Raw genomic sequence first — 18,729 nt, 5'->3', positions numbered from 1 at the left:
GCCATGTCGGTACCGACGAACCGTGTCCAGCTCGAGGCCGCCGCCGTGCGCGGATTCCACCGCTTCGACGAGGCCATCGAGCGCATCCCGAAGGCCGAGCGCGAGGCGCCCTTCCCGCGCGAGGGGCGCGACCGCGACATCCGCGACCTCATCGACCATCTCTACGCGTGGCACGTGCTGCTGCTCGGATGGCTCGACGCCGAGCGCGCCGGGGAGCCGGTCGCCTACCCCGCCGAGGGGTACACGTGGGCGCAGCTCGACGAGCTGAACGCGGCGCTGCGCGACCGTTATCGCAACGGCACGCTCGCGACCGCACGCGAGCGGCTGCGCGAGAGCCACGTCACGGTGCTCGCGCGCGTCGAGTCGCTGAGCGATGACGAGCTCTTCGACCCCACCGGCCACGACTGGCTCGGTGGCCCGCTCGCCGAACCCGTGCACGAGTGCCTCGGCGGCCACTACGCGTGGGCGCTCGAGACGCTCGACGCCGCGCGTGCGTAGCATCGCAGCATGAGCACGGTGATCTCAGCATGAGCGCAGCGACGGATGCCGCGGGCACGCCGACCGAATCCACGTCGGGTGCGTCGGGCACGACCGCCGAAGGCGCCACCGCGTTCGGCATCGCCGTCGCGCAGTTCGCGCCCGGAGCCGACGCCGTGGCGAACCTCGCCGAGATCACGCGCCTGGCCGAGCTCGCGGCGGCGCGCGGTGCCGGGCTCGTCGTGTTCCCCGAGTACTCCAGCTACTTCACCCCGCAGCCCGATGCCTCGTGGCTCGCGGCCTCCGAACCGGTCGACGGCACGTTCGTGCGCGCGCTCGCCGCGCTCGCCGACCGGCTCGGCGTGCACCTCGTCGCGGGCATGGTCGAGCGCGTCGAGGGCGAGGAGCGGCGCGTGGCGAACACGGTCGTGGCCGTGGCGCCCGGCGTGGGAGCGGTCGCGACGTACCGCAAGCTCCACCTCTACGACGCGTTCGGTCAGCGCGAGTCCGACTGGGTCGTGCCCGGCGACGTCGCCGAGCCCGAGCTCTTCGAGGCCGGCGGCCTGCGGTTCGGCCTCCAGACCTGCTACGACGCGCGCTTCCCCGAAGTGACCCGACGCATCGTCGACGCGGGCGCCGACGTCGTGTGCATGCCAGCCGAGTGGGTGCGCGGGCCGCTGAAGGAGGCGCACTGGCGCGTGCTCACCACGGCGCGCGCCCTCGAGAACACGGCGTACGTCGCCGCGGCCGACCACGCCCCGCCCGTCGGCGCCGGCAACAGCATGATCGTCGACCCGATGGGCGTCGAGCTCGCGACCGTCGGCGAGACGACGGATGTCGCCGTCGCCTGGGTCTCGGCCGAGCGCATCGCCGCCGTGCGCCGGGTCAACCCCGCGCTCGCCCTGCGGCGGTTCGCGGTCGTCCCGCGCTGACCTGCTCCGCGCCGACGTGCCCTCGGCCGATGTGCCGCGTGCGGCGCGGCGGGAGGCCGTCAGCGAGTGCCGAGCGTCGCCAGGCGCGATGACGCCTCCTGGAGCACCTCGAGTCGCTTGCAGAACGCGAACCGCACGAGGCTCCGCGTGTCGGCGCGGCGCTCGGGATGCACGAACGCCGAGATGGGCACCCCGACGACCCCCGCGAGCTCGGGCAGCCGCCGGCAGAAGGCGGCGCCGTCGTCGAATCCGAGGGCCGCGGCATCCGCCACGATGAAGTACCCGGCCGCGGGCAGCGACACCTCGAACCCCGCGGCGACGAGGCCGGTCGCGAGCACGTCGCGCTTGGCCGCGAGGGCGGCCGCGGCATCCGCGAACACCTGGTCGGGCAGGTCGAGGCCCGTGGCGATCGCGGGCTGGAACGGTGCTCCGTTGACGTAGGTGAGGTACTGCTTGACCGCGAGGATCGCCGTAACGAGCGGCGCGGGTGCGACGAGCCAGCCGATCTTCCACCCGGTCGTGCTGAACGTCTTGCCGCCCGACGAGATCGTCACGGTGCGCTCGCGGGCTCCGGGCAGGGTGGCGATCGGCACGTGCTTGCCGCCGAACGGGCCGTCGAACACCAGGTGCTCGTAGACCTCGTCGGTCACGATGACGGCGTCGTGGCGCTCGGCGAGGTCGACGATCGCGGCGAGCACCTCGCGGTCGAACACCGCGCCCGTGGGGTTGTGCGGCGTGTTCACGATGATGAGGCGCGTGCGCGGGCCCACGACCGACGCGAGCTCGTCGAGGTCGGGCCGCCAGTCGGGGAACCGCAGCGGAACCGTGCGGTGCACGCCGCCCGCCCGTGCGATGAGCGCCGCGTACGCGTCGTAGTAGGGCTCGAACGTGACGACCTCGTCGCCGTCGTCGACGAGCGCGAGGATCGTGGCGGCCAGCGCCTCGGTGGCGCCCGCGGTCACGAGGACCTCGGATGCCGCGTCGACCGTCAGGCCGTACCAGTGCCGCTGGTGGCGGGCGATCGCCTCGCGCAGCACGGGCATGCCGGTGCCGGGCGGGTACTGGTTCACGCCGTCGGCGATCGCCCGGCGCGCGGCCTCGAGCACCTCGACCGGACCGTCTTCATCGGGGAACCCCTGCCCGAGGTTGATCGCGCCCGTGCGGGTCGCGAGCGCGCTCATCTCGGCGAAGATCGTGGCGGCGATGCCGCCGTCGGGCGCGAGGAGTCCCGCGCCGGCGGCGGTGCGCTGCCACGGCCGCAGCTGGGCGGCCGCCGGTTCGGCGACCGGGGGAGTCACCCGTGAATTCGGAGGGAAGTCGCTCACGCTCTCACCGTACGGCAGGGTGCCCCGGGTACGCTGACCCACGGCGTTCCTGGCGAGGCATCCGGCACTCGGGGCCTTCACCGCCGGGGGATAGCAGGAACATAGACTTCGCCGATCTGCTGCACAGGTTGCGGCGAGAAGCTGGCTTCGCTTTGGAAGGAGCACACCATGACCGACAGCACCGACGGACGCAACACGCACGATGGCGAGCAGGTCGCTGAGACCGCCCCCGAGCAGTCCGTGACGTCCGAAGTCCCCGCACAGCACGTCGAGGGCGACGCAGCCCAGACCGAGGCGCCGGCCGCTCCCGCAGCCCCCGCAGCCCCCGCAGCGCCCGCCGAGGCCGCACCCGTTGTCGAGACCGCCTCCACGACGGATGCCGCTCCCGCCGCCGAGGCCCCCGCACCCGCTGCCCCCATCGCCCCGGCCGCCCCGGCGCCCGTGCAGGCCACGGGCACCGTCTACACGCCGGGTCAGGCGCCGCAGCCGTACGCCGCGCCCGCCGCAGCTCCCGTTCGCACGGCGGCGCCGACCGCACCGACCGCACCGACCGCACCGGTCGCCCCCGCGGCCGCCGCGACGCCGACCGCACCCACGACCCCCCTCGCACCGCAGGCGCAGGCCGCGCCGACGGGCGAGACCCAGCCGCTGACGCCGGCCGGCCAGGTGCCGCCCGCGTTCGGCGGCCCGCGCCCCGGCGAGCACCAGCCGACCCAGCCGTACGCCGGCGTTCCGCCGTACCAGCCGGGCGGCCCGGGCGTCGCCACGACCGAGGGGCAGCCCAAGAAGCGCGCGGGCTTCGGCCTCATCGCGGCGGTCGCCGTCGCGGCCGCGCTCATCGGCGGGGCCTCGGGCGCCGGCATCACGGCGCTCGTGAGCTCGAACGACCAGGGCACGACGTCGAGCGACGCCGCGAGCACGCAGAACATCGTCGTGAACGACACCGACTCGGTGAACCAGATCACGGCCGTGGCCGCGAAGGCGAGCCCCAGCGTCGTCACCATCTCGGTCTCCGGCAGCAGCGCCGGCGGCACCGGTTCGGGCATCATCCTCTCCGACGACGGCTACGTGCTCACGAACACCCACGTCGTCACGCTCGACGGTGAGATCGCCGACCCCACCATCCAGGTGAAGACGAGCGACGGCCACCTCTACGCCGCGACCGTCGTCGGCACCGACCCCCTCTCCGACCTCGCGGTCATCAAGCTGACCGATGCCTCCGGCCTCACGCCGCTCGAGTTCGCCGACTCCGACAAGCTCAACGTCGGCGACACGGCGATCGCGATCGGCGCACCGCTCGGCCTGTCGGGCACCGTCACCAACGGCATCGTGAGCGCGCTGAACCGGTCGATCGACGTGGCCTCCTCGGCCGCTCCGACCACGCCCGACGACTCCACCCAGGGCGACAGCGGCGACGGAAGCGACGGCGGCTCCGACAGCCCGTTCGACTTCTTCTTCGACCTGCCCGACGGCGGCGGCGACTCCGGCAGCCAGCAGCAGGCCACGGCGACCAGCCAGGTCTCGCTCCCGGTGATCCAGACGGATGCCGCGATCAACCCGGGCAACTCGGGCGGCGCGCTGCTCGACTCCGACGGCAAGCTGATCGGCGTCAACGTCGCCATCCTGTCGACGGGATCGTCGTCGGAGTCCGGCAACATCGGCGTCGGCTTCGCGGTGCCCGCCAACCTGGCCGCCCGCGTGGCGCAGGAGATCATCGACACGGGTTCGGCCACGCACGGCCTGCTCGGCGCCGTCGTCACCTCGGCCGAGAGCGAGGGCTCGAGCGACACCGTCGGCGCGCTCATCGCCGAGGAGCCGGCGTCCGGCGGCGCTGCGGCGAACGCGGGCCTCAAGGCCGGCGACGTCGTCACCGAGTTCAACGGGGTGCCGATCACCGACCAGACCGACCTCACCGCACAGGTCCGCGCACTGCCCGGCGGTGCGAAGACCACGGTCACGTTCACGCGCGACGGCGAGTCGAAGACGGCCGACGTCACGCTCGGCACCTTCGAGGGCTGAGCGCCGTCGCATCCCGCGAACCGAGGCGGGGTCGGACCGAGAGGTCCGGCCCCGCCTCGTCGCGTCGACGGCACGTCGGGAGCCCGCGCACCGCGGGTTCGCAGCATGTCGGCTGCTAGGCTCGATCGACCCGATCACGAGTGAGGAACATGCCCGAGCAGCACCACGAGGCGACCCCGTCGCCGCTCGTCGGCGTCTCCTACGTCATGCCCGTGCTGAACGATGCCTCGCACGTTCGCCAGGCCGTCGAGTCGATCCTCGCGCAGGACTATTCGGGGCCCGTCGAGGTGCTCATCGCGCTCGGCCCGTCGATCGACGGCACGTCCGAGCTCGTGGCCGACCTCGCCGAGCGCGACGCCAGGGTGCGCGTGCTCGACAACGAGGTGGGCTCGACGCCCGCGGGCCTGAACATCGGCATCCGCGCGGCCGTCCACCCGGTCGTCGTGCGCGTCGACTCGCACTCGATGCTGCCGGCCGACTACACGCGCATCGCGGTCGACGTGCTCGAACGAACGGGGGCCGACAACGTCGGCGGCATCATGGACGCACAGGGCGTCACCCCGTTCCAGCAGGCCGTGGCGCTCGCCTACACGACCAAGGTCGGGCTCGGCGGTTCGTCGTTCCACGTGGGCGGCGTGGCCGGCCCGGTCGACACCGTGTACCTCGGCGTGTTCCGCCGCGAGGCGCTGCTGCGCGTCGGACTCTTCGACGAGCGCATCAAGCGCGGCCAGGACTGGGAGCTGAACCGTCGCCTCCGCGCCTCGGGCGGCCTCGTCTGGTTCACGCCCGAGCTCGCGGTCACGTACCGTCCCCGCGCCACGCTCGAACGCCTCGCCAGGCAGATGTTCTCGACGGGCCTCTGGCGCGGCGAACTCGCACGCAGCTTCCCCGGCGCCAGCGGCATCCGCTACTTCGTGCCCCCGGTCATGGTCGTCGGCGTCTTCGTCGGGCTCGTGCTCGGCCTGATCGGCATCGTGCAGGCCGCGGTCGGCGCGACGCCGTGGCTGCTGCTCGGCTTCGCGATCCCCGCGGTCTACCTGCTCTTCGTCATCGTGGCGACGCTCGTCTACGCCCGAGGGCACGGCGCGCGCACCGCGCTGTGGTTTCTCGTAGTCTTGCCATGCATTCACGTCTTCTGGGGGGCCGGTTTCGTTCCGGGGTACCTCTCGCTGACGAGCAACATCGCACAGCACACGGGAAGGTGACACGGATGTCGCAGACCGACCCGTACGCGAGACCCTCGAGCATCGCCGAGCTCCGCGAGGTGACGCAGCCGCCGGAGGTGCGCGGGCGCCGCAACGCCGAGCACTGGACCGCCTCGCTCTACCTGCGCCGCTTCTCGCCCTACCTCACGTGGTGGCTGTTGAAGACGCCGATCTCGGCGAACGGCGTGACCGCGCTCATGATCCTCGTGGGCTGGTCGACGGCCGCCGCGCTGCTGATCCCCGGCGTCTGGGGCGCACTGCTCGCGGTCGTGCTCGGCCAGCTCCAGATGCTCGTCGACTGCTGCGACGGCGAGGTCGCCCGGTGGCGGCGCACGTCGTCGCCCGCTGGCGTGTTCCTCGACAAGGTGGGGCACTACTCGACCGAGGCGCTCATCCCGCTCGCGCTCGGCATCCGCGCGGCCGCGTACCCGCTCGAGTTCCCGGCCGACTTCCTGTTCACGACGCTCGGTGCGCTGCTCGCACTCGTGATCGTCCTGAACAAGGCGCTCAACGACATGGTGCACGTGGCGCGCGCCAACGCCGGTCTCGCCAAGCTCGCCGACACACACGGCGAGACCGCCCCCCGCGGCGGGCTCGTCGCGAAGCTCCGCAAGGCGGCGAAGTTCCTGCCGTTCCACCGGCTCTACCACTCGGTCGAGCTGACCCTCATCGTCTTCGCTGCGTCGCTCGTGGGGCTGGTGTTCGGGCAGCCGCTCGTCGACCGGGTCGTGCTCGCCGCGCTCGTGCCGCTCGCGATCCTCGCCGTCATCGGGCACTTCGTCGCGATCATGGCGTCCAACCGTGTCCGTTCCTGAGAGCGGTTCCGCACAGGGGCCGCTCGGCGGGTCGGCGCGTCCGCGCGTCGGGGTGGTCGTGCTCACGATGGGCAAGCGACCCGACGACCTCGCGCGCGGCATCCGGAGCGTGCTCGACCAGCAGGGCGTCGACGTCGACGTCGTGTGCGTCGGCAACGGCTGGAACCCGGCGATCGCCGAGCCCCCGCTGCCCGTGGGTGTGAAGACCCTGCACCTGCCTGAGAACCTGGGCATCCCGGCGGGGCGCAACGCCGGCGTGCCCGAGGTCGAGGGCGACACGCTCTTCTTCCTCGACGACGACGCGTTCCTGCCGAGCACGACCTTCCTGAGCGACGGATGCCGCATGCTGGCCGAGCGGCCCGAGCTCGGCCTCATCCAGCCGCGGGTCGTCGACCCCACCGGGCTGACGTCGCCGCGCCGGTGGATCCCGCGCATCCGCAAGGGCGACCCGGCGCACTCCTCGCCCGTGTTCTCGTGCTGGGAGGGCGCCGTGCTCATGCCCCGGCGGGTGTTCGACGCCGCCGGCGGCTGGGCCGACCCGTTCTTCTACGCGCACGAGGGCATCGAGCTCGCGTGGCGCGTGTGGAACACGGGGCACGTGGCCTGGTACGCCGGCGACCTCGAGGCCGCCCACCCGGTCATCGACCCGGCGCGCCACGCGTACTACTACCGCCTGAACGCGCGCAACCGCGTCTGGCTCGCCCGTCGCAACCTGCCGCTCGTGCTCGTGCCGTTCTACGTCGGCTCGTGGACCGCGATCCAGGTGCTGCGGTGGGCGAGGCAGCCGGCCGCCCTGAAGGCGTGGTTCGGCGGTTGGCGGGCCGGCTGGCGCGAGAACCCGGGCGAGCGGCGTCCGATGCGCTGGCGCACCGTGTGGCGCATGACCCGGGCCGGGCGTCCGCCCGTCGTCTGAGCGACCCCGCTGCTCGAGAGCCCCCGACCGGCCGGTAACGATCGGCTCTCGATCGGCGGCGCACATGCCCGTGGACGGCCGTCTGCGGCATCCGCCCAGGGCTGCGTCGCTACCCTTGGTGAGTGGGATTGAGAAGAGATGCGCGCCGCGCCGTCAAGCTGGCCAAAGAGATCATGTGGTCGCGACGGGCGCAGCGGGCGCTGAACGTCAAGCTGCAGGGCCAGGCGCCGCTCGAGCCCCACCGGTTCCGCGTCGGCGTCTACTTCGCCGACGGCAAGGTCAACCTGTACCAGCTGCGGCAGTGGTACGCCCCGCTGGCGGCGCTCGCCGAGCGGCATCCGGTCCTCCTGCTGAGCCGCGCCTCGGGCGCCGCGCTGAAGCTGCTCGACGAGTCGCCGCTGCCGGTCGCGTACGTGCGCCGGGTCGCCGACCTCGAGCGCGTCGTGCACGAGCAGGACCTGCACGTGATCTTCTACGTCAACCAGAACGCCAAGAACTTCCAGATGATGCGCTACGGCCGTCGCTGGCACGTGTTCATCAACCACGGCGAGTCCGACAAGATGTACATGACCACGAACCAGTTCAAGGCCTACGACTACGCCTTCATCGCGGGCGACGCGGCCCGAGCGCGGCTCGACAAGGTGCTCTGGGACTACGACTTCGACAAGCGGGCGATCCCGATCGGGCGCCCGCAGGCCGACCACTACCTCGACGGCACCGAACTGCCGTACACCCCCGACGACCGCGAGGTCGTGCTGTACGCGCCCACCTGGGAGGGCGACCGCTCGGCGGCGGCCTACGGCTCGATCGCGACGCACGGCGTGAACCTCGTCAAGGGGCTGCTCGCCACCGGCCGGCACCGCGTCATCTACCGACCGCACCCGCGCTCCGGCGTGGTCGACCCCGACTACGGAGCCGCGAACCAGCAGATCATCCAGGCGATCGCGGCCGCGAACGCGGCCGACCCGTCGGCGCAGCACTTCTACGACCACGGACCGAAGCTCGGGTGGCAGCTCGCAGCGGCCGACGTCGCGATCGTCGACATCTCGGCGATGGTCTACGACCGGCTCGCGGCCGGCAAGCCGCTGCTCATCACGCGCCCCGCGAACCCGGCGGCGCAGATCGACACGAGCGGCTACCTGCAGGCCTGCGAATGGCTCGAGGCGACCGATTCCGCGGGCCTGGTCGCCCGCGTCGACGAGGTCTCGCACGACGAGGCCGCGCTCGAGCGCCTCGGGTTCTGGGTCGAGCGCTACTTCGGCGACACGACGCCCGGCGTGACGACCGAGCGATTCCATGCGGCCGTCGACCACCTCATGGCCGAATGGGAGCGGTTCGCTGCGATCCACGCGGCCGACGGCGAGATCGACGAGCACGACGAGGTCGACGACGACGACGAGGTCGAACCGCTCACCTGAGCCAGCTCGCGCGGGCTCAGGGCGCGCCCGCGCGAGCGGGCCTCGGTCAACGGGTGCCGGTCCGGGCGGTCGTGCCTGGATCGTCGCCAGGGGCGCCCTGGTCGCCGGCGATCGGGTCGGAGTCGAAGTCGGCGTCGACGGATGCCGCGGCATCCGCCGATTCGACGCGGTGCCGGTCGCGCCGCACGACGCGGGCGGCGACCTCGCGCAGTCCGCGGCTCGTCGAGACCGCGACCGCACCGACGGCCGCGCCGGCGCGCATGACGCCCGAGGCGGCCGCCTGCACGAGCGCGGGGGAGTCGCCCGGCTCGAGCTCGAGCGGCAGCCCGGCCGGTGCCTGACCGAACGCGAGTCGCGACTGCTGGAGCACCTTGCGCCCGAGCAGGTGGTTGCCGGTGCCGCCGATCGCCGCACCGATGCCGAACGGCAGCGCCTTGCCGATGATGCCGGCGCCGCCCTTGACCGCGAACTGCTTGATGAACGTGGCGCGCAGGCGGTCGACGACCGGGCCCATGAGCGCGCGGGGGAGTCCGTTCGTGATGAGTTCGCCCCAGTAGACGTCGCGCGCGACGCCCTTTCCGCCCGCCTGCCCGGCGAACTGGCGCACGAGGTCGACGCCCTCGCGCCCGAGCATGAGGGTCATCACGAGTGCGCGGGCCCGATCGGGGTTGTCGACGGGGATGCCGTGCACCTCGGCGACGGACTGGGCGAACAATGCGGTCGCCTCGAGGAAGCCGGCCGTCTCCAACCCGGAGAGCGCGAGCGTGACCCCCGTGCCGATGCCCGGGATCACGGCGGTCGCGCCCACTGCGGCGCCGCCGGTCGTCACCGCGGCGAGGTAGCGCCGCTCGAGGATGCGCACGAGCTGCTCGGGGGTCGCGAGCGGCGCCCGCCGACGGATGCTGCGGATGTGCGCCACGACCACCGGCCGTTGGATCGAGAGCACGAGGTCGATGCCGCGATCGATGCCCGATCCGGCGCCGCCCGCCGATCCGGCGCCGCCCGAGCCCGTGGTGCCCGGTGCACCCGAGCCCGCGGAGGCATCGGGACCCGCGGTCGGTCCGGGCGGCGGCTCCGACGGCGTGGAGCCGCCCATCGAGGTGATGTTGTGCACGCGTTCGGGCATGCGGCGATGATACGTGAGCGTGCTGGGTGGGCGCCGGAGGTTGCGCGGGATGCCCGGGCCGTGGCAGGGCCGACGCGTCAGGTGGTGCCGTGATCTGCGTTGTACCGGTCGAGCACGTCGCCGATGGGGCCGTCGAGCTGCAGCGCGCCGCGGTCGAGGTAGAGGCCGCGCGTGCAGAACCGACGCAGATCGCGCTCGTTGTGCGAGACGAAGAACATCGTGCGACCACCGGCGAGGAGCTCCTCGATGCGTGCGTAGCACTTCTCGCGGAACGCCTTGTCGCCGACGGCGAGCACCTCGTCGACGAGCAGGATCGGCTCCTCGAGCTGCGAGATGACGGCGAAGGCGATGCGCACCTTCATGCCGCTCGAGAGGTGCTTGTAGGGCGTGTCGAGGAAGTCGCCGACGCCCGAGAATTCGACGACGTCGTCGAACTTCGCGTCGATCTGCTGCCGCGTCATGCCGTGCAGGCCCGCGGTCAGGTACACGTTGTCGCGCACGGTGAGGTCGTCGACGAAGCCGCCCGTGATCTCGATGAGCGGCGCGACGCCGCCCGTGACCTCGACGGTGCCCTCGTCGGCGATCATCACGCCGGCGACGAGCTTGAGGAGCGTCGACTTGCCCTGGCCGTTGCGGCCGACGACGCCGATGGCCTCGCCGGGGCGCACGGAGATCGACACGTCGCGCAGCGCCCAGAACTCGTCGGGGCGGGTACGGCGCCGCCGACCCGAGAGCAGGTCCTTGAACGAGCGCCGACCGCGGCGATTGCGGCGGAACCGCACGCCGAGGCCCTCGGCCTTGATCGCGTACACGTCGTCGGTCGGCAGCAGGGTGGCCGTGGCATTCGTCATCAGATCTCCTTCAGCACCTGGCGAACGCTGCCGCGGAACACGAGCAGGCCGACCGCGAGGATCGCCCCCGACATCAGCGCCGCGATGATCACGTCGAACCAGTCGAGCTCCTGCGGGAAGAACGCCGAGCGGTACAGGCCGAAGATGCCCGAGAGCGGGTTGAACGCGGCCCACACGTGCAGCTGGCTCGGCAGGTCGGCGACCCCGTAGATGATGGGCGAGGCGTAGAACAGGAAGCGCAGGGCGAGCTTGACGGCGCGCTCGAGGTCGCGGAAGAACACGACGAGCGGCGCGACGATGAGGGCGACCCCGGCCGTGAGCACGGCCTGCAGCGCGATCGCGAGCGGGAACAGGAGCAGGTTCCACGTGACCGGGGCGTGGAAGACGATCGCGAACAGCGCCAGCACGGGCAGCGCGAGCAGGAACTCGATGCCCTTCGACAGCACGATGCGGTTCACCCAGATGGTGCGCGGGATCATCGTCGATCGCACGAGCTTCGCGTCCTTCAGGAACGCGCGCGTCGAATCGGAGACCGCGCCGTTGAACCACATCCATGGCAGCAGCGCCGAGAGCAGGAACACGATGTACGGATCGGTGCCCACGCCCTTGTCGAAGACCTGTGTGAACACGAACCAGTAGATGCCCGCCATCACGAGCGGGTCGAGCACCGACCACACGTAGCCGAGCGCCGACGTCGAGTAGCGGACCTTGAGATCGCGGGTGGTGAGCAGCCACAGCGAGTGGCGGTAGCGGGACCACCGCGTGCGCTGCAGTGGGTGGGCGTCGCCGTAGGCGACCGAGGTGGTGCTCATCACGATCTCATCGTAGATGCCCGGCGGCGGTAGATTTGGATGGGCGCCCTCTGCGGCGCCCCTCGAGAGGAGCGTCGTGCGGCGTACAACCACCCGGATCCTGCTGAGCTGCGCGGCGATCGGCGTCGGCGGCGGCCTCGTCGCCGGGGCGTCCGGCTACCTCGCCGCGGCCTTCGCGGCCTTCGGCCCGCTCTTCTACGGCATCACCGTCGGCGCGCACTTCCTGCCGAGCATCGTCGCGCTGGCGCTGCTCAAGCGCCCGGGCACCGCGGTGCTCGCCGGGGTCATCGCGGGCCTCGTCGGCGCCGTGTTCGCGCCCTGGTGGATCGGCCGGTTCGTCGGCACCGGCCTGCTCGTCGGCGCGCTCATCGAGGTGCCGTTCCTCATCACGCGCTACCGGCGCTGGAGCCCGTGGATGTTCTACGTCGCCGCCGTCTTCTCGGGCGTGGTGCTCGCGATCGGCGTGTTCATCGGCCTCGGGGCCGAGCACTACACCGTGTGGGCCTGGGCGATCGCGCTGCCGCTCTGGGTGCTGAGCCCCGTCGCGTTCACCTGGATCGGCCGGCTCATCGCGGCGCGGCTCGCCCGCGCGGGCGTCGCGCAGTCGGTCGGCGAGACGCCCTGAGTCGCGAAGGGCGGCGTCGCGACGACCTGCCCCGCGAACAGCGGACATGAGAAGAGCGGATGCCGTGTGGCATCCGCTCTCTCAGGTTCTTGCGTTTCGTGGTCGACCTGACGATCGACCCGAGATCACACGAAGTGGTTGGCCCGCTCGAGGTCTTCGGCGAAGTCGATCTCGACCGCGTAGAGGTCGGTGATGTCCATGGGCTCGATGAGCAGGCCGTCGTTCTCGATGGCGAGCTCGAGGCCGCGCTCGAAGTAGTCCTGGTCGCCGACGCGGCGCAGGTGCGCGAGGAAGGTCGCCTTGTCGCGGCTCGAGATGTAGTTGATGCCCACGGCCTCGCCGAGACCGCCCTTGACGGTCTTCGAGAGCTCCTTGACGTAGCCCTCGGCGCTGATCGTGTACTTCACCTCTTCGTCGGAGACCTTCGCGTGGTTCACCGTGACGAACGACTGGTCGCGCGCGATGTACGGCAGCGCGCGGTCGAGGATGCTCGGGTCGAACACGACGTCGCCGTTCATCCACAGGACGCCGCCGGACTGCGACGCCGCGAGGGCGCGCATGAGCGACTTCGAGGTGTTCGTCTGGTCGTACTCCTCGTTGTAGACGAAGGACGCCTGCGGGAACGCCTCGATGATGTGCTCGAGCTTGTAGCCGACGACGATGGTCACGTCGGTGCCCGCGCCGAACGCGTGCTCGATGTTGTCGAACTGCTGGCGCATGATGGTGCGGCCGTCGCTGAGTTCGGTGAGCGGCTTGGGGAGGGAACGCCCGAGGCGGCTCCCCATGCCGGCCGCGAGAATCACGATCTGGGTGGTCATTGTTGCTCCTTCGAAGTGTCGGATGCCGCGGCCTCGAGGTCGAGAGTTAACACGCAGTTCATCCGCAAGATCTGTTGAAGACACACCTTTATGCCGTCATCAGCGTAGCGGGCGCCGGTAACGGATGGCTGAATGTTCTCACGCTTCGTAGCGTGATCGTGATACGCCGCTCAGGAGATCCTCAGCGAGCCGAGCGCGTCGACGTGCGTCGAACGCGAGCGCCGGACGCCCGGGCGTTGATAGGTTTGCGTGGTGACTTCTGTTTCGCGCTCTGAACATGACGACGAAGCTCCCGAAGGCACGGGCACGGGGGTGTCTGCCGACCGGGGGGCGTCGAACGCGCACACCGAAGACGACAGCCCCCGAACGTCCGCGGCGACGGGGGCCACGAAGCGGACGCCGGCCAGGCGCACCGGTGCCGCGGCGAAGACCACGGCCGCCAAGACCACCGCCGCCAAGAGCACGGCGGCGAAGCCCACCGCTGCGAAGCCCGCCACGGCGAAGACCACGGCGGCGAAGAGCACGGCGGCGAAGACCGCCGCTGCGAAGTCGGCGACCGCGAAGACCGCGGCCGCGAAGACGGCCTCAGCCAAGACGACGGCCGCGAAAGCGGCCGCCGCGTCGTCCGCCGTCGACGAGAGCAGCGTCGAGACCGGCGGTTCCAAGCGCACGGCCGCGTCGCGTGCCGCATCGGCCGGCGCGGCATCGGCTCGCACCGACGCCGCCAAGACGGCGCGCACCGCACGCACTGCGGCGAAGACCGAGGCTCCGAGCGCACGCACCCGGGCCGCGTCCGCCGCCGCCAAGCAGCGGCAGACGCAGCGCGTGGCGGCGGCGTTGACGACCGAGACCACGGCTGCCGAGCGCGCACCGCGCAAGACCGCGCCCGTCGACGAGGTCGCGCCGGTCGAGGCTGCATCGGTCGCGAGCGAGCCGGCCGTCGAGCCGACTGCGCCGGTTCCTGCGGCGGAGCCGTGGGTGGCCGAGTCGGCACCGGTCGTGGAACCCGGTGCGGCGGTTCCCGAGGTCGTGGAGCCCGAGGTCGTGGAGCCCGCGGCGGTCGAGGTCGCGCCGATCGTCGAACCCGAGACCGTGGAGCCCGACGCCGAAGCCGCCGAGCCTCCCGTCGTCGAAGCGCCCGCGCCGATCGTCGAGACCGCCGTCGCGGCATCCGTCCTCGCGCCTGCGGTCGACGATGTCGTCGAGGCGCCCGCGCCCGCGCCCGCCGTGACAGACGGCGTCGCAGCAGCCACCGCCGTCGCGGTCATCGCGGCGCCGGCGAAGTCGTCGCCCCGCAAGAAGCGCACGCTCCGCGTCGCGAGGGCCGCACCGCCGGCCGATGCGCCCCGGGTGCTCTCGGTCGACGGGCTCGTCAAGCACTTCGGCGGCAACACCGCCGTCGACCACATCTCGCTCGACGTGCGCGCGGGCTCGTTCTTCGGCATCGTGGGCCCGAACGGCGCGGGCAAGACCACGACGCTCTCCATGGTCACCGGGCTCCTGCGTCCCGACGAGGGCACGGTCCGCATCAACGACATCGACGCGTGGGCCGACCCCCGAGCGGCCAAGGCCGCCACGGGCGTGCTGCCCGATCGACTGCGACTCTTCGACCGGCTCACGGGCGGTCAGCTGCTGTCGTACTCGGGGTCGCTCCGCGGACTCGACAGCCGCACGGTGCGCGAACGCAGCGCCGACCTCATCGCCGCGTTCGGGCTCGACGACGCGATCGACCGTCTCGTCGCCGACTACTCGGCCGGCATGACGAAGAAGATCGCGCTCGCCTGCGCCATGATCCACGCGCCGCGGCTCCTCGTGCTCGACGAGCCGTTCGAGTCGGTCGACCCGGTCTCGGCGGCGAACCTCACCGACATCCTCGAGCGCTACGTCGCGGGCGGCGGCACGGTCGTGCTCTCGAGCCACGGCATGGACCTCATCGAGCGCGTGTGCGACTCGGCGGCGATCATCGTCGGCGGGCGCGTCCTGGCGGCCGGAACCCTCGACGAGGTGCGCGCAGGGCAGACGCTCGAAGACCGGTTCGTCGAACTCGCCGGCGGGCGCAAGGCAGCGGAGGGCATGGAGTGGTTGCACAGTTTCTCCGACTGAAGCTGCGGCTGCTCGGCAACATCTTCCAGCGGAGCCCGTGGCAGATCGTGGGCATCTCGCTCGGCATCGTCTACGGCCTCGTCATGTCGGTGCTGCTGTTCAGTGCGCTCGTCGGTCTGCGCCTGGTCGAGGACGTCACGCTCGTGCGCGACGGCCTTATCGTCGCCGGAAGCCTGACGATGATCGGATTCGTGGTGTTCCCGCTGCTCTTCGGCTCCGAAGACACCATGGACCCGCGCCGCTTCGCACTCTTCGGCATCCCCGACCGCACGCTCGCGCTCGGTCTGGCGCTCGCGGCGACCATCGGCATTCCGGCGATCGTGCTCGGCATCGTCCTCCTCGGCACGGTCGTGACCTGGTCGCGTGGCGTCGGCGAGGTGATCTTCGCCGTGCTCGGGGCGGCCCTCGCATTCGCGACCTGCCTGCTCGTCGGTCGGGTGGCGACCTCGATCGCCTCGCTCGTGCTCGCGACGCGCCGTGCGAAGGAGATCGGGGGAGTGCTCGGGCTCGTCGTGGTCGTGCTCCTCTCGCCCGTCATCGTCGTGCTGATCACGCTCGACTGGCAGAACGAGGGCCTGCTGTTCCTCGAGGCGGTCGCCGGCGTGCTCGGCTGGACCCCGCTCGGCGCCGCGTTCGCGGTTCCGGGCGACGCCGCCGCCGGACTCTGGTTCGTCGCCATCGTGAAGCTGCTCATCGCTGCGGCGACCCTCGCCGTGCTCTGGTTCGGCTGGCAGGCGCTCGTCGCCCGCATGCTCGTCACCCCCGGCCGCGAGGCATCCGCGAAGCAGTACCGGGGTCTCGGATGGTTCGATCGCCTGCCGGGCACCGCCGCCGGTGCGATCGCGGCGCGCAGCCTCACCTACTGGGGGCGCGACGCGCGCTACTGGGTGTCGCTCGTGATGCTGCCGCTCGTGCCGATCATCGTGCTCGTGCCGCTCACCCTCGCCGGGTTCCCGATCACGGCGACCGCGCTCATCCCCGTGCCCCTGCTCTGCCTGCTGCTCGGGTGGACCCTGCACAACGACACCGCCTACGACAGCACCGCGGTGTGGCTGCACGTGGTGTCGGGCGTGCGCGGCACGGCCGATCGGCTCGGACGGCTCATACCGGTGCTCGTGGGCGGCATGCTCGTGATCGGCGTCGGCGCGGCGCTCACCATGATCGCGATCGACGACGACACGGTGCTGCCCTCGCTCATCGGCGTGAGCACCGCCCTGCTCTTCGGCGGACTCGGGGCCGGGTCCATCGGGTCGGCGCGGTGGCCCTACCCGGCCGTGAAGCCCGGCGACTCGCCGTTCCAGCAGCCGCAGTCGACGGGCGCGATCTCGGCGCTCGTGCAGTCGATCACGATGCTCGGATCCCTCCTGGTCGCGGCTCCCGCGGTGTGGTTCGCGTACCTCGGCCTCAGCGGCGACCCGAAGTGGCACGCGATCTCGTTCATCGCCGGCACCGCCGCGGGCGTGCTGGTGCTCGTGCTCGGCGTTTTCGTGGGCGGTCGCGTGTTCGACCGCCGCGGGCCCGAGATCCTCGGCGCGGCGCTCCGGGCCTGAGGGCCCGACCGCGCCGCCACCGCCTCACAGTGGTCGGCCGCTCGATGCCCGCGCCGGGCGACCCGGCCGCTCGGGGCCGTAGAATCGACGCATGATCATGTCCGTGAACGCCAGCATCGCCGATCCCGACGCACCCGGTGGAGGCACCTCGGTGCTCGACCGCGAGCTCGAGAAGCTCCTGCAGGACGAGGCGATCGAGCCGGGCGACCACGAGCGGTTCTCGCACTACGTCAAGAAGGACAAGATCCTCGAGTCGGCCATGACCGGCAAGCCCGTCAAGGCGCTCTGCGGCAAGAAGTGGACCCCGGGGCGCGACCCCGAGAAGTTCCCGGTGTGCCCGACGTGCAAAGAGATCTACGAGACGATGAAGAAGGGCTGACCGCCCGCACCTCCCGACGCGCGGCGAGCACGGATCAGCGGTACGTCGTCGGGATCGCCGCGTCGCCGCGCCCGAGACGGAACGCCTCGATCGGCAGTTCCTGCATGGCCTCCGCGCGGTGCGCGCGAGCCGCTGCGGTGCCCTCGGGGCCGAGGTACGCGGCATCCGCAACGCCATCGGCCATGAGCCGCACCATGAGCGGACGCAGGCTGGTGCCGGCCTCGAACTCCGCCTCGCCACCGGGTCCGTCGCCGATGAACACGAGTTCTTCGCGAGCTGTGCGCGTGGAGTCGAGTCGACGGGCGGCGTTCTTGCGGCCGCCGACGCTGGCCTTCGAAGCCGACGCCTTCGCGACCGAGACCCACTCGCCGGCGTCGTCGCGTCGTGCGACGAGCTTGAACACCATGCCGGCCGCGGGGGAGCCGGAGCCCGTGACGACCGAGGTGCCGACGCCGTAGGAGTCGACCGGCGCGCCCGAGAGCCCGGCGATCGTGAACTCGTCGAGGTCGCTCGTGACGGTGATCTTCGTGTCGACGGCACCGAGACCGTCGAGCTGGTCGCGGACCCCCGCGACCACGGCCGGCAGGTCGCCCGAGTCGATGCGGACGGCGCCGAGGCCGGTGCCCGCGACGCGCACCGCGGTCTCGACGCCCTGCCGGATGTCGTACGTGTCGACGAGCAGCGTGGTCTTCGGCCCGAACGCCTCGACCTGGGCGCGGAACGCCGCCTCTTCGGAGTCGTGCAGCAGCGTGAAGGCGTGCGCCGCGGTGCCCATGGTCGGGATGCCCCACGTGCGACCGGCCTCCAGGTTCGAGGTCGCATCGAACCCGGCGATGTACGCGGCACGGGCCGCGGCGACGGCCGAGCGCTCGCCCGTGCGGCGCGAACCCATCTCGGCGAGCGGTCGCCCGAGGGCGACCGAGACCATGCGCGCTGCGGCGCTCGCGACCGACGAGTCGAAGTTCAGGGTGGAGAGCACGAGCGTCTCGAGCATGACGGCCTCGGCGAACGTCGCCTGGATCGTCAGCAGCGGCGAACCCGGGAAGTACACCTCGCCCTCGCGGTAGCCCCACACGTCGCCGCGGAACCGGTAGTCGGCGAGCCAGTCGAGCGTCTCGGGGCGCACGACGCGGTTCGCTCGCAGCCACTCGAGCTCCGCCTCCTCGAAGCGGAACTCCGAGATGAGCTCGAGCAGCCGCCCGGTGCCGACGACGACGCCGTAGCGGCGCCCGTCGGGCAGGCGGCGCGCGAACGCCTCGAAGAGGCTCTCCCGGTGGGCGGTGCCGTTCTGCAACGCGGCATCCACCATGGTGAGCTCGTATCGGTCGGTGAGCAGCGCTGAAGACCCGGTCACGACGATC

Annotated in this window: 17 protein-coding genes; 11 read left to right on the top strand and 6 right to left on the bottom strand. The window is 71.8% G+C overall.

Going from position 1 to position 18,729, the window contains the following annotated elements; translation table 11 throughout:
* Positions 1-3: 3 nt before the first annotated feature.
* Together GQR16_RS00795 and GQR16_RS00790 are read left to right on the top strand one after the other, a co-directional pair.
* Positions 4-498 (top strand): ClbS/DfsB family four-helix bundle protein, encoded by a 495-nt coding sequence (locus GQR16_RS00795; protein WP_157413250.1) that lies wholly within the window; start codon positions 4-6, stop codon positions 496-498.
* Positions 499-527: 29 nt separating this feature from the next.
* Complete coding sequence (locus GQR16_RS00790; protein WP_157413249.1) at positions 528-1,409, top strand: carbon-nitrogen hydrolase family protein; 882 nt, start codon at positions 528-530, stop codon at positions 1,407-1,409.
* A gap of 59 nt (positions 1,410-1,468) precedes the next feature.
* Here the strand turns inward: GQR16_RS00790 and GQR16_RS00785 are convergent, their stop codons facing one another.
* On the bottom strand, positions 1,469-2,707 hold the full coding sequence (locus GQR16_RS00785; protein ID WP_425482605.1) for an aminotransferase class I/II-fold pyridoxal phosphate-dependent enzyme: 1,239 nt from the start codon (positions 2,705-2,707) through the stop codon (positions 1,469-1,471).
* Between the two features lie 195 nt (positions 2,708-2,902).
* Between GQR16_RS00785 and GQR16_RS00780 the strand changes: the two genes are divergently transcribed.
* The 5 genes from GQR16_RS00780 to GQR16_RS00760 all read left to right on the top strand — a co-directional run bounded on the left by GQR16_RS00780 (position 2,903) and on the right by GQR16_RS00760 (position 9,104).
* A complete protein-coding gene (locus GQR16_RS00780; RefSeq protein ID WP_157413248.1) occupies positions 2,903-4,753 on the top strand; it encodes a S1C family serine protease in 1,851 nt (616 codons plus the stop codon).
* 149 nt (positions 4,754-4,902) lie between these two features.
* A complete protein-coding gene (locus GQR16_RS00775) occupies positions 4,903-5,958 on the top strand; it encodes a glycosyltransferase family 2 protein (protein ID WP_246200374.1) in 1,056 nt (351 codons plus the stop codon).
* Between the two features lie 5 nt (positions 5,959-5,963).
* Positions 5,964-6,773 carry a CDP-alcohol phosphatidyltransferase family protein gene (locus GQR16_RS00770; protein ID WP_157413247.1) on the top strand — a complete coding sequence of 270 codons (810 nt, stop codon included), beginning with the start codon at positions 5,964-5,966 and terminating at the stop codon, positions 6,771-6,773.
* A gap of 67 nt (positions 6,774-6,840) precedes the next feature.
* Positions 6,841-7,686 (top strand): glycosyltransferase family 2 protein, encoded by an 846-nt coding sequence (locus tag GQR16_RS00765; protein ID WP_157413566.1) that lies wholly within the window; start codon positions 6,841-6,843, stop codon positions 7,684-7,686.
* A gap of 122 nt (positions 7,687-7,808) precedes the next feature.
* The gene (locus tag GQR16_RS00760) at positions 7,809-9,104 is read left to right on the top strand and encodes a CDP-glycerol glycerophosphotransferase family protein (protein ID WP_157413246.1); all 1,296 of its coding nucleotides are present in this window, start codon (positions 7,809-7,811) and stop codon (positions 9,102-9,104) included.
* A gap of 46 nt (positions 9,105-9,150) precedes the next feature.
* On the opposite strand, the gene GQR16_RS00755 is transcribed toward GQR16_RS00760, so the two are convergent.
* From GQR16_RS00755 to GQR16_RS00745, 3 genes are all read right to left on the bottom strand, one after another.
* Entirely contained in the window at positions 9,151-10,230 is a 1,080-nt protein-coding gene (locus tag GQR16_RS00755) for a hypothetical protein (RefSeq protein WP_211373399.1), read from the bottom strand.
* 77 nt (positions 10,231-10,307) lie between these two features.
* Positions 10,308-11,081 carry an ABC transporter ATP-binding protein gene (locus GQR16_RS00750; protein ID WP_157413245.1) on the bottom strand — a complete coding sequence of 258 codons (774 nt, stop codon included), beginning with the start codon at positions 11,079-11,081 and terminating at the stop codon, positions 10,308-10,310.
* Positions 11,081-11,893 carry an ABC transporter permease gene (locus tag GQR16_RS00745; protein ID WP_157413564.1) on the bottom strand — a complete coding sequence of 271 codons (813 nt, stop codon included), beginning with the start codon at positions 11,891-11,893 and terminating at the stop codon, positions 11,081-11,083. The genes GQR16_RS00750 and GQR16_RS00745 overlap by 1 nt, the downstream gene beginning before the upstream one ends.
* 76 nt (positions 11,894-11,969) lie before the next feature.
* Between GQR16_RS00745 and GQR16_RS00740 the strand changes: the two genes are divergently transcribed.
* Positions 11,970-12,518 (top strand): ECF transporter S component, encoded by a 549-nt coding sequence (locus tag GQR16_RS00740; protein ID WP_170298384.1) that lies wholly within the window; start codon positions 11,970-11,972, stop codon positions 12,516-12,518.
* 125 nt (positions 12,519-12,643) lie between these two features.
* Here GQR16_RS00740 and GQR16_RS00735 read toward each other — a convergent pair whose 3' ends face one another.
* On the bottom strand, positions 12,644-13,336 hold the full coding sequence (locus GQR16_RS00735) for a phosphocholine cytidylyltransferase family protein (protein ID WP_157413243.1): 693 nt from the start codon (positions 13,334-13,336) through the stop codon (positions 12,644-12,646).
* A gap of 312 nt (positions 13,337-13,648) precedes the next feature.
* Here GQR16_RS00735 and GQR16_RS20115 point away from each other — a divergent pair, with 312 nt between their 5' ends.
* The 3 genes from GQR16_RS20115 (at position 13,649) to GQR16_RS00720 (ending at position 17,368) form a co-directional block, all read left to right on the top strand.
* On the top strand, positions 13,649-15,439 hold the full coding sequence (locus GQR16_RS20115; RefSeq protein WP_343032882.1) for an ABC transporter ATP-binding protein: 1,791 nt from the start codon (positions 13,649-13,651) through the stop codon (positions 15,437-15,439).
* A complete protein-coding gene (locus GQR16_RS00725) occupies positions 15,415-16,989 on the top strand; it encodes a hypothetical protein (protein WP_246200371.1) in 1,575 nt (524 codons plus the stop codon). Before GQR16_RS20115 ends, GQR16_RS00725 begins: the two co-directional genes overlap by 25 nt.
* A 91-nt stretch (positions 16,990-17,080) precedes the next feature.
* Positions 17,081-17,368 carry a DUF3039 domain-containing protein gene (locus tag GQR16_RS00720; protein WP_157413242.1) on the top strand — a complete coding sequence of 96 codons (288 nt, stop codon included), beginning with the start codon at positions 17,081-17,083 and terminating at the stop codon, positions 17,366-17,368.
* A 34-nt stretch (positions 17,369-17,402) separates the two neighbouring features.
* On the opposite strand, the gene GQR16_RS00715 is transcribed toward GQR16_RS00720, so the two are convergent.
* Positions 17,403-18,722, bottom strand: a complete 1,320-nt coding sequence (locus tag GQR16_RS00715; RefSeq protein ID WP_157413241.1) for a nicotinate phosphoribosyltransferase — start codon at positions 18,720-18,722, stop codon at positions 17,403-17,405.
* Positions 18,723-18,729 lie beyond the last annotated feature (7 nt).

Origin of the sequence: Agromyces allii (assembly GCF_009749385.1) — a bacterium.
GTDB lineage: Bacteria > Actinomycetota > Actinomycetes > Actinomycetales > Microbacteriaceae > Agromyces > Agromyces allii.
The sequence above is the reverse complement of the archived record's forward strand: the minus strand, read 5'-3'. Positions and strand labels throughout refer to the sequence as shown.